The organism is Bacteroidota bacterium (assembly GCA_018692315.1).
Lineage (GTDB): Bacteria > Bacteroidota > Bacteroidia > Bacteroidales > JABHKC01 > JABHKC01.
Map to the genome: position 1 here is coordinate 32470 of JABHKC010000076.1, position 15866 is coordinate 48335.

A 15866-nucleotide genomic window follows, 5' to 3' on the forward strand; every position below is an offset into this window, starting at 1 on the left:
GGAGGGAGGTGGAATTTATAGTGTTTTTTGTTCAACATTTCCCACAATTATTTTACCATAAATTCAATTTTTTCTCACTCTTTACATTTTATGGAAATGAATAAAGATAAAATTGTAGAAAAAAGACAAAAATAGTTTGACAACCGTCAGAATTCTATTATTTTTGCAAAGGTATTATTAACATTAATAATTTATAACAAAGTTGAACGAAATTATGCTTTGAATCGAGTAAAACAACAAAAATATAAACACATGTTTGGGGGAATAATTTTATAAACTTTAAAAATCCAATAGATGACATTATTTAACAAAAGTTCAACATATTCCCGTGAAAAGGGAAATAATAGTTACCCAACTAATAAAAAAAATTAGGGGAAGTTTCCTCTTACACAGATGTTAGGCTTCATATCGGATTTCCAGCAAAGCGTGTTGAATTAAATAAATATTGAATTATGAATATAGAAATTAATGGATTAGAGGAACTTGGTTATCACGTTAAAATACATCGAGAATATATTGAATTGACTCAATCACAGTTAGCTGAAAAAATAGGAAATAATGTTAATAGATCTAATATTGCTCATTTAGAACAAGGCAAACGTCTGCCTGAAAAGGAAAAGTTCAAGCTCATTTGTAAAGGAATCAATCTTCCAAAAGATTTGTGGGAAATGTTTACAGAAGAAAAGTCTATTTTTAGAATAAATTTTGAAGCTCAATTAACTGAATTTGTAGGATTAAGTATAAATTCAAAAAATCTTGACAAAGAAATAATTAAGGTCTTAGAGAACAATCTAAATATTCTATTTAATACAAATTTAACACCAGAACAATCATTAGATTATTTTAATAGTATTGTTATTTATTATGGGATTAAACCTATTTACAAACCTTTTTTCGACAAATATTTAGGAAAAGATGTGTTTAGGACAATAAAAGCTTTTGAGAGTTCTATAACTAAATTTCATATTGATGCAATAAGGTTATATAACACCATTCAAGAAGCCTTTAAACAAATGAATATTATCTCTGATACTTCATTTCAAACAATAATGGAGCAGTTGGAAGAAAAAAATACGGATAATTATACAAATAGAATTGAATGGGATAAAACAAATAAGATTCCTAATAAAGACTTACCATTCTTAGGATATATAGCAGCAAGTAAGGTTAAAAATGAAGAAAAAGAAAGAAAAGTGCTTTCTTCGTTTTTAAAAGAGATTATTGAAAAAAAGAAAGAAGGAACTTTTAATATTGAAGATTATTCTTCAAAGAAACGGAGAAAAATGGACTCATTACTTCGTAAATTTAAGTCAACCTTGGAACACGGTTTGTTTTCCCCTATGTTTAATTACGATATTTCTGATTTAGAAAAAGAAGTAAAATATATTCTTCCTAAAGAATCCACTGATATTAATAAAATGGAAGAAATTCAAATACAAGCATATAACAATCTATCTAATTATTTAACAGCAGATTATATGGATGTTTATGTCGCTACTTCTATGAGAAATAATGCAGACTTTATATCTGTAAATAATTTTGTTGAAAATCTATTTCAAAATTCAGAGGTTAGGCAATTTAAACTTAGATATTTCAATCCTACTCAGTCATGGATTGAAGATAGAGTTGCAAAAGGTTTAGTAGAAGCTTTAATGTTAAAAAGAGCGAATATTTGTATATATATGGCTCAAAAAGAAGATACATTTGGTAAAGACTCTGAAGCTTCTGTGACATTAGGACAAGGTAAGCCTGTAATTATATACGTTCCTAAATTATATTATATAAATGGAGGTATAGATTCAGAAAGATTTGGAAGATTAGAAATAAATGAATTGGTTAGTCTTATAACTGAAATAGGTGGTGATATTACTGAAATTGATGAGTCCGAGGATGTAGAAGCCTTACATTCGAGATTATTGCATCTAAAATTAGAAAAACTTAATTCTGATGATTATTTTGAAATTGTTAAATCTCATTGGGCAGACTTTGATTTAGAGAATGAGTTTAATAAACGTATTAAAAATGAAGATGAGTTGTCTAATATTAAAGAATGGTTTGACAATACTGTAAAAAATATTAAAACTGATTTAAGTGAAGAATATAGGAGTATCTTAAAAGATATACTTGTTGGAACAGCAATACGGTTTGAGAAAAGGGCGAAAATTTTCAGAGAAGTTCACCCATTAGCTTTACAAGTAATTTTAAGTACAGGGGTTTTAAATGGGATCCTTGTAGTTCGTTCTGTAGAATCTTGTGCTATTTTGGTTAGAGATCTTATTCAAAACCAATTAAACCTTGAATTAAAGGTTGATGAAAGTAATTATCGATTAATTGAAAAAAATACACTTTCGACTATTAGAGTTATTTCAAAGCATCAATTGATTTCTAATGCATTTAAAACCTTTTATACTTTAAATGAAGATGATTAATAATACAAAACCTTTCCTAAGATGGGCAGGAGGAAAAAGATGGTTGACAAAATCTATCTTGGACTTTATTCCTGAAAGTTTTAATAATTATCACGAACCATTTATTGGAGGGGGATCGATTTTTCTATTTCTGAAAAATCAAGGATTAATAAAAGGAACATCTTATATATCAGATTTTAACGAAGATTTAATCAATGCTTACTCTGTAATTAGAGAAAACCCTGAGAAAATAATATCAAAATTAAAAACTTATAAGAATGATAAGGAATTTTATTATAAAATTCGTAGCCAAAAACCAAGAAGTCAAGTTAGTAAAGCCGTTCGATTTATTTATTTGAACAAAACATCATATAATGGTATTTATAGAGTAAATAACAAAGGGGAATATAATGTTCCATTTGGATATAGAAAAGGTGAAAACCTATTCGGTTTTCCAAATCTACTTAATTTAAGTAAACTGTTAAATGACAATGTATTACTTAAAAATGGAGATTTTGATTTAGTTAAGAAAAATATCAGAGCAAATGATTTGATTTTCTTAGATCCCCCTTATACTGTTGCTCACGAAAATAATGGTTTTATACAATACAATCAATCAATTTTCAAATGGGAAGATCAAGAACGACTTGCAGAATTATTAAAATATATTAACTCAAAAAATGCTTTTTATATATTAACAAATGCATCACACAATAGTATTGATGAGCTTTTTAAGAATATTGGAAAAAAGCATATTGTTCAAAGACATAGCACTATTGGGGGAAAAGGAGCTTCAAGAAATAGAGTTAATGAATTCATCTTTACAAATATTTAGAATATGAACGAAGAAACGAGGATACAATTATTAAGTAAATTAATTACAGAAAAAGATATTAAATCAAGCCTTAGACTGAGAAAAAACTCTTTTAATTTTGATAGCTTACCAATAAATGCGAAAAAATTACTTGAAAATAAAATTAAAGATGGCTGGGAAGTTGATAGAGAATACAAAACAAAAATCAGAATTAAAAAACAAAAATCACAAGATGTTTTTTTTGAAGATAAAGTTTGGCAACTTTTTGCATCTCTTGGTTTTAATTTATTAAACAAGGATAGAAACCTTCATTTGCCATACGATAGGAAAAATTTAAAATTAACAAAACAAATTGATGTATTTGCAAAAGACAAAGAAACTATCCTAATAGTTGAGTGTAAATCAGCAGTTTCAAATAAAAAGGGAGATTTTAAAGACGAACTTGAAGCAATGAAAGGAACAATCGGAGGTCTTGTTCAAACTATTAAAGATTTGTTTCCTAATGAAAAACTTAAATTTAAGTACATTTTTGCAACTCAAAATTACGCATTAAGCAAACACGATATTGAAAGATTAGATATACTTAATGGTGTTCATTTTGACGAAGATGCTATCGAATATTACTTGAACTTATATAAACAATTAGGCTTGGCAACTCGATATCAACTTTTAGGTTCTTTATTTTATGGACAGGAAATACCTGAAATTGATAATCTTGTTCCTGCAATAAGAGGTAAAATGGGCGGACATACATATTATTCTTTTTCGATAGAACCTGAGAAATTATTAAAAATAGGTTATGTTTTACATAGGAATAAGGCTAACATAAATATGATGCCAACCTATCAGAGACTAATCAAAAAATCAAGATTAAAATCAGTTCAAAAATTTATTGACGAACAAAAAGGATATTTTCCAAATTCTATTGTAATCAGTATTGATAGTGGTGGTCGTAGATTAAACTTTGATAAAGCAAATACACAAGTAAATTCTACAATCTCAGATGTTGGTATTTTACATTTGCCTAAGAAATATAGGTCTGCATATATAATTGATGGACAACATCGTTTGTATGGTTATGCAGAAACAGAATACAAAATAAAAAATACTATACCTGTTGTTGCATTTGTTGATTTAGATAGAAGTGAACAAGTTAAATTGTTTATGGAAATTAATGAAAATCAAAAATCTGTTTCAAAAAATCTTAGATTAACATTAAATTCAGATCTGTTATGGACTTCCAGCAATCTAATGGAACAACAAAAAGCACTTAGTTCAAGAATTGCAATATATCTTGGTGAAACAAGATTATCACCTCTTTTTAATAAAATATCAATAGGAGAAGATAAAAAAATAATAACATCAGAAACAATTGTCAATTCTCTTAAAAAAGGATCGTTTTTAGGAAAAGTTTCAAAAAGCAAGATTGAAAAGTTAGGAACGTTCTATAATGGAGATATAGACAATACTTTTGAAAGTTTACGCAAATACCTATTACTTTCTTTTGATTATTTAAGAGAAAACTTAGAGGTTTTGTGGGAGGAGAAAGACAATATAATAATCATTAACAAAGGAATATATGCAGTAACTCGATTATTAAGTGATATTGTAGACCATTTATTAAACGAAAAGATTATTGACGAAAAATCAAAGCCACAAGATATTTTTAATGAAACTAAACATTATTTAGATCCAATAATAAATTTTTATAAGAATATTAGTGATGAAGTTACAGAGAATCTAAAAAGTTCATATGGGGCAGGTGGAGATATTAAGTATTGGAGGACATTGCAAAAAGCAGTAAGTGATAAACTAGCTGATTTTAAACCAATTGGTCTTGAAGAGTATTTGTTAAAAGAGAAAAAAGAGTTTAATACAGAAGCGTTTGAAATAATTAGAGAAATTGAAATATATTTTAATAATGACTTTAAGGAGAAGTTATTTAGCAAATTTGAAGAAGAATGGTTTGACAATGGTGTTCCTCCAAAAATACAAGACCTAGCAGTTGTTATGGCACAGCAAAAGAAGAGGGAGACAGGCAAAAAAGTTGAACCCTGGAATTGTTTGCATATAATAGATTACCGAGAAATTGCAATTAAAAATTGGAGAGATTTATTTGAAAAACCATACACAAGACCAAATGAAAAAAGTGGTAGTAAAGAGGCCAAAACAAAGTGGATGGTAGAACTTAATCGTTTACGAAATCAGAATTTTCATTCTTACTATGTTACGAAAGAAGAAATTGACTTTTTGAGAGAAATAATAAAATGGTTAAATAATAAAAACGAAGCCTAATATTTAAGAATATAAAAACAGCGAGAAACTACTGAGCCCGACTTCCCATTGAAAAATCAGGCTTGAACTAAGCCTAAGCCAATGTTTCTTCAATAAGTCAAACAAATATCACCAATAAATAAAATTCCTTTCAAACAAAAAGCAGTTTTGTAATTTCTATCAGAGGAAATATATTAAAACGAAGTTTGTCCACTTATGAAAAATGACTGTACATATTCGGACGCTATTTGGCATGAAATATTTAACAATATTGTTCTAAATGAAATATAATCAATTCTTTATAGGATTTGGTTTGTAATTTGGTAAGTGCTCGCAAAAATTATGTTTTATTTATATATAGAGTATGAGAATATTTACCATTTTGTTATTATTAATATCCTTTACAGTTTCATTTGCTCAACAATCCGGAAATTCAGTTATTTCGGGAAAAGTAATTGATTATAATCTTAATCTCCCTATTGAGTATGCAAATGTAGTTTTGTATAAGCAGCAAGATTCCTCAATGGTCGATGGCACAATTTCCGATAGTAGTGGAACATTTCAGCTATCAAAAATTCCATATGGGAAATATTATATTGCCGCCAATTTTATTGGATATGAGAAAATGATTACCCCCGATTTGGAATTAAACAAAGAAACTCCATTTATTGATTTAAAAGAATTGAAAATTGTTCAAGCCATTGAAAATATTGAAGGCGTGGAAGTTGTAGGCGAAAAATCTTATGTAGAATACAAAATTGACAAAAAAGTAGTAAATGTAAGTAAGCACGTAAATGCAGCAGGAGGGACCGCAGCAGATGTTCTCGAAAATGTTCCGTCTGTAGTAGTCGATATAGAAGGAAATGTTTCACTACGGGGAAGTTCAAATTTCACAGTTCTAATTGATGGAAAACCAACTGTTATGAGCGGCAACGATTTGTTAAAACAAATTCCGGCAAATGTTATTGAAAATATCGAAATCATTACAAATCCTTCGGCAAAGTACGATCCCGATGGAACTTCCGGGATAATAAACCTTGTAATGAAAAAGGAAAAACGTAATGGTTTTAACGGAATTGTAAACCTTACTGCAGCAACAATGAACAAGTATGGGGGAGATTTTCAACTTAATTTACGCAAAGAAAAAGTCAATTATTTTATTTCTGCAAATTATAACAGAAACACCGGTTTGGCCGAAACAGAAAACTATCGCGAGACATATTTTTCTGACACAACAAGCTATTTAATGGAAAAAACCGATCGTAAAAACACACAACGACCCTGGCGCATAAATTTGGGTGCAGATTATTATTTGAGTGATAAAAATACACTTACTGTTTCGGGAACATATGGTGGTTTTGGCTATTTCCGCGAATTCAATACAAAATATCATTTATGGGATGATGTTTCTTCGTATGATGATTTCTCAATATCTGACAATATTTTTGAAATTGATGGAGTATATTTTTCCGCTTCGGTGAATTTCCAGCACGATTTTGCACAAGATGAACATAAATTTGTAGTTTCTGTAAGTGGTTGGCAGTGGGACGGAAAGGACATTGAAGAATCGAACGAACAAACAACAGATTTTGGATACACTAGTTTGGGATTGCTGTCGAAAATGCGTTCAACCCACAATCCTGTAAGAAATAACTTGAGAGCAAAAGTTGACTATACAAAACCATTTTCGAAAGGGAAACTTGAAGCTGGAATTCAAACTCACATTACCAGCGGGACTTCCAATTTTGTATATGAAAATTTAGATCCGGATTTTAACGACTGGGTTTTCAATTCGCAATATTCCAACGAAATGCTTTTCGATAGAAATCTATATTCTGGATATACTACCTTTTCGAGCCAATTTTTTGGTTTCTCATATCAAGCAGGATTACGAGTAGAATATACCGACAGATTGTTGCACCAAAAAACAACAGATGAAAAATATGATGTAGAAATCTTAAAGTATTATCCTTCCTGTCATATCACGAGACAACTTCCAGCAAATCAGCAAGTACAGCTTTCTTACTCACGAAGAATAAATCGTCCTCAGCCCTGGGAATTAAATCCATTTCCAAACTATAGCGATTCATATAATTTTAGTATGGGAAATCCATTGCTGAAACCGGAAGATATTGATTCATATGAATTTAATTATATGAACCGAATGAAAAAATCGTTTTTATCCTTAGGTTTATTTTATCGACATACCAACAATACTAAACTTTATGCTATTGATATTGATGAAGCCGACCCGAATGTAGTTTTCATCACTTACAAAAATCTTGACAAAACCTACGCTTATGGTACAGAACTTATGTTCAATTATGACCCTTATAAATGGTTAAATATCAATCTTGGCGGAAACCTCTACAAATATAATATAGAAGCAGATATTTACGATCAAAGTATTGATTTGGAAAGCACAAGTTGGGATTCGCGTTTGACTGCAGCTTTTAAAATCTCGTCTGCAACACGTGTTCAACTTACGGGTGTATATGTTAGTCCAGGCATTGAAGGACAAGGTACAAAAGAGGAATATTATGTTGCAAATTTGTCAGTCCGACACGATTTTCTTGAAAGAAAAGCAAGTGTTTCACTAAATGTCAGAGATATATTTGCTACAGGAATTTATGAAGTGGAAACAAAATACGAAGATTTTTATTCGCATTTTATTTACAAAAATGAAGCTCCGGTTATACGGATAAGCCTTACATACAGAATAAACAATTACAAAAGACGACAAGATAGTGATGCAGATTCAGGTATTGGAAGATGATATTAATTGAATATTTTTAATTGAATATTGACTATTTATGTAATTCATAATTCATAACTCATAATTAACATTTACTAACATTATTAATTAAATTTTTATTGATGAAAAAAAAGAAGTTATTTTTTAGCCTAATTGTCTTATTCACAATGATGACAGGCAGTATTTTCGGACAGAATTCTAATCCGAATTTTAAATTACCGATTGATCCAAACGTTATTTACGGAAAACTCGAAAACGGATTGACATATTACATACGTAGTAACGACAAACCGGAAGACAGGGCTCAGTTTTGGTTGGTCAACAATGTAGGTGCAATTCTCGAAGATGATGACCAGAATGGTTTAGCACATTTTTGCGAACACATGGCATTTAATGGGACAAAAAATTTCGAGAAGAAAGATATAATAAACTATCTTCAACGAATAGGGATGAAATTTGGACCTGAGATTAATGCATACACAGTTCATGATGTTACGAATTATATGCTTCAAAAAGTACCTATCGACCAGAAAGAGAATATTGATACTTCGCTCATGGTTTTATATGATTGGGCTTATAATGTTTCTTACGAAGACGAAGAAATAGATAGCGAAAGAGGTGTTATTCACGAAGAGTGGAGAACTCGCAGGAGTGCAAATTTCAGAATGCGTTCGAAATATGAAAAAGTTCTGTTTTCAGGCTCAAAATATGCCGAAAGAGATATTATAGGAGATATTGATATAATTGATAACTGTCCATATGATGCACTAAAAAGATTTTATAAAACCTGGTATCGTCCCGATTTGCAGGCAATTATAGCAGTTGGCGATTTCGACACTAAAGAAATTGAAAAGAAAATAAGAACAATGTTCTCAAAAATGCCTGCTACGAAAAATCCAGAACCAAGAAAGAGTTTCAAAATTCCGGGACACGATAAAACTCTCGTTGATATTCAGACAGATAAAGAAGCTCAATATTGTAATGTAAGTGTGTATTATAAGCATGACCCAATTTTAATAAAAAATGCAAAATATCTGAAAAGATTAACTCTTGAGCAATTATTTAGCACAATGATTAATGACAGATTGAAAGAAATCTCATTAGATGCGAAAGCTCCGTTTATCAATGCATTTTCTTTCTATTACAATATTCGTCGAACAAAAGATGTTTATCAATCCACAGCAATCTCAAAAAACAATCAAATTGAAGAAAGTTTGATGAGCCTTTTAGTAGAAAACGAAAGAGTCAAAAAACATGGTTTCACATCAACCGAATTAGAACGTGCAAAAAAGGATTATTTGAAAAGCATGGAAACAGCTTTCAATGAGAGAAACAAAAGAAAATCATCAAGTTACGCATCCGAATATCAGCAACATTTTCTTCAAAACGATCCAATTCCGGGAATTGAATTTGAATATGAATTTGCAAAGAAAATTATGAAATCCATTACTGTTGAAGAAATTAATGTTCTTGCAAAAAAGTGGATTACGGAAAAAAATAGGGTTGTAGTAGTTACAGGACCAGACAATCCAGATATTGAAATTCCATCTAAAGAAAAAATATATAAAGCTCTTGAGAATATAAATAAAGTTGAAATAGTAGCATTTGAAGACAATGTTTCTAACGAACCTCTTTTCAATGAAAAACTTACTCCCGGCAAACTTATTTCGACAGAAAAAAACCAAAAGCTTGGAACCACAATTTTTACTTATGAAAATGGAGCGAGAGTTGTTATTAAAACTACCGATTTTAAAGATGATGAAATTTTGATGTCGTCTTACAGTATTGGAGGAGCTTCACTCCATAGCGATAAAGATTACATATCAGCAAGCCTTTCGGCAAATATTGTATCTTATGGAGGTTTATCAAATTTCGATAATATCCAACTTGACAAACTACTCTCTGATAAAGTTGTAAACGTGAATCCTTGGGTAGATGACCTTCAGGAAGGCATAAATGGAAGCTCTTCTCAGGCAGATTTTGAAACCATGCTTCAAATGGTTCATCTATATTTTACTAAGCCTAGAATTGATGAAACCGCTTTTAATTCATTGCTTACACGTTGGGGTAGCTATATGGAAAATAAAAGTAATGACCCAAATTCTGCATTTTCAGATAGCATTCAGGTAATTAACGGGAACTATCATTTCAGAGAACGACCATTTTCTAAAGAGCTGTTGAAAGAAGCAGATTTCGCCGAAGTAAGTGAGATTTATAAACAAAGATTTGCCGATCCGGGTAGTTTTACTTTTTTCTTCGTTGGTAATATTGATGAGAAAACAGCAAAACCCTTGTTAGACAAATATATTGGAGCTTTGCCAAAGCTTTCGAACAAGGAATCATGGAAAGATCAAAATGTACGATTTCCTAAGAAGAAAGTGGAGAAAACATTTAACTTCCCTGTAGAAACCCCGAAAAGTACAGTTTATGTATGTTACCACAACGATCTAGAATATAATGTGAAAAATAGATTGCTAATAGATGCTATTGAAAGTGTTTTAGACACACGATATACCGAAACTATTCGTGAAGCTGAAAGCGGTTCTTACGGTGTGGGAATTAAGAGTAGAACTTATCATTATCCTGTAGAACAGTTGAAATTGGAAATGAAATTTGATTGCGATCCTGAAAAAGCAGAAAAACTTTCCAAAATAATCTTTGAAGAAGTTGATAACTTAAGGAAAAATGGACCAAGCCAGAAAAATTTGGACGAGTTTAAGAAGAATAAAATTAAGGAACATAACGAGTATTTAAAAGAAAATAGATATTGGTTGAACACCTTGAAACACAACTATTTTCATAAGGAAAACCTACTTGAAGACAAGTCCAGCTTCGACAAATTAGTAAATTCCTTTACAATTAATGATATTAAGAAAGCGGCACAAAAATATTTAAACGACTCGAAAACTGTAAAATTGGTAATGAAACCTGAGTAGTTTTAATGTATCTTTTATTTAATTGGAAATTTGAAATTGCAAAGCGATCTCAAATTTCCAATTTTTGTATCTATTATAGGGACTTCTAAAAATAGCAAATTTCAAGGCGTGAGAAATTTCAAAACCGCAGTTTACTATTGTAAATGAGGATTTTAAAATATCGAAACAACGAAGAAATTTGCATTTTTAGAAGTCGCCTTATGTTCTGTGTAATTACTAAGCACCTACAACAATCCTGTATAGGATTGAAGCTGAATAGCCATGAATGGAATTCATGGAATTGAAAAATAAACAATACATTGACAATCCTAAATGGATTAAATCTATTTGGCTTTCAGATTAATATTTAATTGAGTAAATTGAGTCAGAACTTCCCAAAAAAAGAAAAGTCTCAACGATGTGAGACTTTTCTAAACCTTAAAACACTATGAAAACAAAAAGGATTTTTAATAATTATATAACTAAAATAAATCCAATTTTTCTTTATTCTGCAACTACCTTAAATTCAATTTCTACTTTTACTTCTTTGTGAAGCTTGATTGTTGCAGTATAAGCACCAATTTCTTTTACAATATCGCCTTCTATACTGATATTTTTCTTGTCAACCTTAACTCCTTTCTTAGCAATAGCTTCAGCAAGTTGAATATTTCCAACAGAACCGAAAATTTTCCCGGTGCTACTTGCTTTAGCAGAGATCTTTAGCTTTTTGTTTTCAAGCTGTGCAGCCAATGCAATTGCATCATTCTTAAGTTTTTCTTCTTTATGCGCTTTTTGACGTATATTCTCTTCGTGCATTTTCTTTACAGAAGCAGTAGCTAAAATGGCATATCCTTTCGGAATTAGAAAATTTCTTCCATAACCACTTTTTACATTAACTAAATCATTTTCATGACCTAGATTTTCCATATCTCTTTTTAATATAATCTCCATTTTTTACCTCCAAATTTTATTTCATTAAATCTGTTACATATGGAAGCAATGCCAAATGTCTGGCTCTTTTTATTGCTTGGCCAACTTTTCTTTGATATTTTAAAGAAGTCCCTGTTAGTCTTCGTGGAAGAATTTTTCCTTGTTCGTTCAAGAATTTTTTAAGAAACTCAGGATCTTTATAATCAATATATCTGATTTTATTTTTTAAAAATCTACAATATTTTTTCTTAACTACCTCTACCGATGGGGGTGTTAAATAACGAAATTCTGATTGATTTTGTGACATCTTTTAATCCTCCTTTTTTTCTTCGGTTGCTTCTTTTCTATTTTTTCTTCTCTTAATACTGTATGCAACAGCAAACTTATCCATTTTGAAAGTTAAGAACCTAATAATCATCTCATCTCTTCGATAGCTGGTTTCTAATTTTTCAATTACTTCTCCTTCGGCTTTAAATTCTAATAGTGAATAAAAACCTGAAGATTTTTTCTGAATTGGATAAGCCAATTTTTTTAGTCCCCAGTCTTCCTGATGGACAATTTCGGCTCCATTTTCTTTTAAAAAGCCTACATACTTTTGTACCGCTTCCTTTACCTGAGTGTCAGATAAAACGGGAGTCAAAATGAAAACGGTTTCGTACTGATTTACCATAATTTAACTATATTTTTAATTTTCAATAAATAGCCCGCAAAAGTATATATTCATTTTCAAAATTCAAAATTATTTATTTAATAATATTTTGAAAATTTTGCTTCTTCTTTTTTTGAAATTCTATAGTGAAAATATTTAAGTGAATTCATTAGCAGAAAGTGCATAAGAACTGAATTTTCAATTGGTTTCTATATCCTATTTCTCTGAATTATAGGGTTCAATATTCCTATGAATCACCAAAATCATTAATAAATAAATCGGTAGCAATTAGTAATTAGTGCTTGTCAATAAAATCCAACTTCTGCGTTGTTGCTCAAAATCCAAATACTTATCCCGATGCTTTAATCGGGGCTGCTTTTTGAATTTTTCACACGCCTTAAACTTGACCTTTATAGGGCAAACACTAAAGTATATGGACTGACACTGATTAGAACGTAGTATTAAATTTTGCTTTACTCCTTCACAATTTTCCAAGATTTTTCTTTGCCATATATTTCTACACAAAGAAAATATGCACCGGCTTTTTGCCCACTTAGGTTTATTTGCAAAACATTTGAACTTTTTGCTCCGGAAAGTATTTCTCTGCCTAATCGATCAAAAACTTTGTAAGTAACAGTACCAAGATTTTCCTCACCGGAGATTTGCACAACTACCTCTCCTTTTGTAGGATTAGGATAAACCACCAAATTGAAACTGCCGAGTTTATCGTGTAGTTTTTGTTCTTCAGTAGTTTCTTCTTCCTCAAGGATTTCCTCATCTACAAAACTTGTATCTTGCATTGTAGCTTTGCTTGGTGGAGAAAGTGTTATAAACCTATCAGTTCTATTTCCCACATCGTCGTAAACGAAAGTAAAATCCTGAGAAATAGCTGGGATACTGATTGAGAGGATTATTAATAATAGTTTAAATTTTGTTTTCATCTTTTTCATATTTTCAATATTTATTTATATAGCTCCTATTCAACATATTATGTCTAATAGCAAATATTAACAACTAATCTTATGTTAGAATAAACCACAAATTGCAAACTTTCTACAGTTGAGAGAAACTGCCAACAACTAATAGCAAAGTTCGGAAACTTCGCTTATCCAGAGATTCTTTCAGTTATTTAACAAAATTATTCGTACTGTCTGGTTTTGGGCTGAACTGTTTAAACCGGTATGTTAAGTTTACTGAGTAAGTATTTCCTGTTCCATTATTCATTTTTTTATTGATAATGAATGTAGAGTCATTTAATATCTCCCCATAATTACTAAAAGTTGTTGTCCTGGCTTCCCAAATTTCAAATTCAATATCAGGATACCTAATTTGGAACACCCCAATATGTTGGGGTGTGGACTTTAAGTCAGAAATATACTCTTCGTTAAGCAAAATCTCATTCTCAATATAGATTAGTGTATCCTCCTGGCTATTAAGATGAGTACCAGTATGAATACAAAACCCATCTCTGTAAAATACGGCTATATCAACATAACTATCATAATCGTCTGATGCTGCAGCGTAAATTGAATATTCATCCGAATAATAGTAGCCATCAATTCTCAACTCAACTCCACTATAAGGAGTTTTAGACAGAGTTAGGTCAAATAGCTTTTTACTGCAACCTACAAATAGTATTATAACTAATAATAAATAAATTCTTTTTACCATAATGTATAAGGATTTGATGTATAATAACCTCCATAAAATCGATCCGCAATGTTTAGTACTTTAAAGTGGGAATAATCGAAAATATCATGGAATCCATTTTGAACAGGTCCTCTAATATTTTTTTCACTATTATATCCTACTCTAAAATTATTGTATCCTCCATATACAGCTCCCAATCTATATTTGTTGGCTCCAGGTCCAATAAAAGTACCATTTCTAGATACCCCACTAGGCTGTCCAGTAAAAAGAAGCAAGCCCGCGTTGGCTCCTTTTAATTTTCCTCCTGTAATATCAATACTCAAAGCAGCAGTTCTGAATTTATCTCGATCAGATGTAGCCCCATTAAAGTCCCATAATCCCGGAACCGGAGCCCATGTATCATTTTCATATGTTAGCTTCCATTTACCACCACCGGCATAGACTTGTCCACTTAGCTGGGAAGTCTCTCCGCTTAAGAAATAGGTACTGCCTATTCCTCCTTGAATTGTAAGGTTTTTCCAAAAATTACGGTTAGAGTTCTTAAAAGGATTGTCCTTATATCCAAAACCATATCCAAGCCTACCTTCAAAACCACTTTCTCCAGTACCCGGAGCACTAGCGTAATATGTTAAACCAAGATTCACTCCTGTATTGAAACCATTGCCTAAATTACGAACAAGCGTTGAGTTGACACCCAAACCGATTCCATCAGTACCCATGGAAAAATGAGGTGTAATACCAAATTCAAAAGCACTATTACCTATCTGCTCTGCTGGTAAAATTTCACTAAAAGCGGCATTCATATGATAAGTCATCATTACTCCACCGACAACCTGTAATATACTACCGACAGTACCCCACCCTTGTTCAATTCTACCCATACTTGCATAATCACTCATTACCTTTCCGCCAGACCAAAGTATCATGCCTGCCGCCATTACAAAAAAAGGATTCTCCCCATTAGGATCGGTATAGATAAGTGGATTATTGTGTGCATAAGAATACCTATTATAATTCTGTGAGTTCCCTGCCATTTGCACATAATTATCAGGGCTTAACATTCGGCCAAGAACAGGATCGTAGAGGCGGCCGTTCAAATTAATTAAGCCAAAATCGCTTAAATGTTCGTGGCCGGTATAGCCTCTGTTAAATGCTTGCAGCGGTGTAGTATAGTATAAAAACCAGTTGGTAGCGTCTCTTTGTCTTCCCCAGGCATCGTAGCTGTAGGTTGCTTCTATCTGCCCGCTTTCATTGCTTATGGTTTGGATAGAGCCAAGGTGGTCGGTGTGGATATATTGTAATTTGTCGGTTTGCCCGGTTTCTTTTGTAAAAACTGCAAACAAACCGCTTGGGGCGGAAATGTAATGGAATTGTTTTTCGTTGCAATTTTCCACGTTTTCTAATATTTCATTTTTCAAAAACTTGCTAAAGATAATGTTTTTGTTTGGAAATTGGAAATTAGAAATTAGAA

11 protein-coding genes are annotated in these 15866 nt (G+C 31.2%); 5 read left to right on the plus strand and 6 right to left on the minus strand.

Annotated elements, in window-relative coordinates; translation table 11 throughout:
- Positions 1-452 precede the first annotated feature (452 nt).
- The 5 genes from HN894_06295 to HN894_06315 all read left to right on the plus strand — a co-directional run bounded on the left by HN894_06295 (position 453) and on the right by HN894_06315 (position 11187).
- Positions 453-2429, plus strand: a complete 1977-nt coding sequence (locus HN894_06295; protein MBT7142930.1) for a helix-turn-helix domain-containing protein — start codon at positions 453-455, stop codon at positions 2427-2429.
- Positions 2422-3243, plus strand: coding sequence for a Dam family site-specific DNA-(adenine-N6)-methyltransferase (locus HN894_06300; GenBank protein ID MBT7142931.1), 822 nt, complete (start codon positions 2422-2424; stop codon positions 3241-3243). Before HN894_06295 ends, HN894_06300 begins: the two co-directional genes overlap by 8 nt.
- A 3-nt stretch (positions 3244-3246) precedes the next feature.
- Complete coding sequence (locus tag HN894_06305; GenBank protein ID MBT7142932.1) at positions 3247-5517, plus strand: DGQHR domain-containing protein; 2271 nt, start codon at positions 3247-3249, stop codon at positions 5515-5517.
- Positions 5518-5860: 343 nt separating this feature from the next.
- Positions 5861-8272, plus strand: coding sequence for a TonB-dependent receptor (locus HN894_06310; protein ID MBT7142933.1), 2412 nt, complete (start codon positions 5861-5863; stop codon positions 8270-8272).
- Between the two features lie 101 nt (positions 8273-8373).
- A complete protein-coding gene (locus HN894_06315; GenBank protein ID MBT7142934.1) occupies positions 8374-11187 on the plus strand; it encodes an insulinase family protein in 2814 nt (937 codons plus the stop codon).
- Positions 11188-11670: 483 nt separating this feature from the next.
- On the opposite strand, the gene HN894_06320 is transcribed toward HN894_06315, so the two are convergent.
- The 6 genes from HN894_06320 to HN894_06345 all read right to left on the minus strand — a co-directional run.
- A complete protein-coding gene (locus HN894_06320; protein ID MBT7142935.1) occupies positions 11671-12117 on the minus strand; it encodes a 50S ribosomal protein L9 in 447 nt (148 codons plus the stop codon).
- 16 nt (positions 12118-12133) lie between these two features.
- Entirely contained in the window at positions 12134-12403 is a 270-nt protein-coding gene (locus HN894_06325) for a 30S ribosomal protein S18 (protein ID MBT7142936.1), read from the minus strand.
- Between the two features lie 3 nt (positions 12404-12406).
- Complete coding sequence (locus HN894_06330; GenBank protein MBT7142937.1) at positions 12407-12766, minus strand: 30S ribosomal protein S6; 360 nt, start codon at positions 12764-12766, stop codon at positions 12407-12409.
- A gap of 452 nt (positions 12767-13218) precedes the next feature.
- Positions 13219-13686 (minus strand): T9SS type A sorting domain-containing protein, encoded by a 468-nt coding sequence (locus tag HN894_06335; GenBank protein ID MBT7142938.1) that lies wholly within the window; start codon positions 13684-13686, stop codon positions 13219-13221.
- Positions 13687-13870: 184 nt separating this feature from the next.
- Positions 13871-14416, minus strand: a complete 546-nt coding sequence (locus HN894_06340; GenBank protein ID MBT7142939.1) for a hypothetical protein — start codon at positions 14414-14416, stop codon at positions 13871-13873.
- Positions 14410-15866: hypothetical protein (locus HN894_06345; GenBank protein ID MBT7142940.1), on the minus strand; the 1457-nt coding region annotated here is incomplete at its 5' end. The genes HN894_06340 and HN894_06345, both read right to left, overlap by 7 nt.

Bases quoted from the DNA above. Each gene is read 5' to 3' on its own strand.
- HN894_06330 (MBT7142937.1), bottom strand. From the start codon at position 12,766: ATGGTAAATCAGTACGAAACCGTTTTCATTTTGACTCCCGTTTTATCT.
- HN894_06320 (MBT7142935.1), bottom strand. From the start codon at position 12,117: ATGGAGATTATATTAAAAAGAGATATGGAAAATCTAGGTCATGAAAAT.
- HN894_06310 (MBT7142933.1), top strand. From the start codon at position 5,861: ATGAGAATATTTACCATTTTGTTATTATTAATATCCTTTACAGTTTCA.
- HN894_06315 (MBT7142934.1), top strand. From the start codon at position 8,374: ATGAAAAAAAAGAAGTTATTTTTTAGCCTAATTGTCTTATTCACAATG.
- HN894_06335 (MBT7142938.1), bottom strand. From the start codon at position 13,686: ATGAAAACAAAATTTAAACTATTATTAATAATCCTCTCAATCAGTATC.
- HN894_06305 (MBT7142932.1), top strand. From the start codon at position 3,247: ATGAACGAAGAAACGAGGATACAATTATTAAGTAAATTAATTACAGAA.
- HN894_06340 (MBT7142939.1), bottom strand. From the start codon at position 14,416: ATGGTAAAAAGAATTTATTTATTATTAGTTATAATACTATTTGTAGGT.
- HN894_06325 (MBT7142936.1), bottom strand. From the start codon at position 12,403: ATGTCACAAAATCAATCAGAATTTCGTTATTTAACACCCCCATCGGTA.
- HN894_06300 (MBT7142931.1), top strand. From the start codon at position 2,422: ATGATTAATAATACAAAACCTTTCCTAAGATGGGCAGGAGGAAAAAGA.
- HN894_06295 (MBT7142930.1), top strand. From the start codon at position 453: ATGAATATAGAAATTAATGGATTAGAGGAACTTGGTTATCACGTTAAA.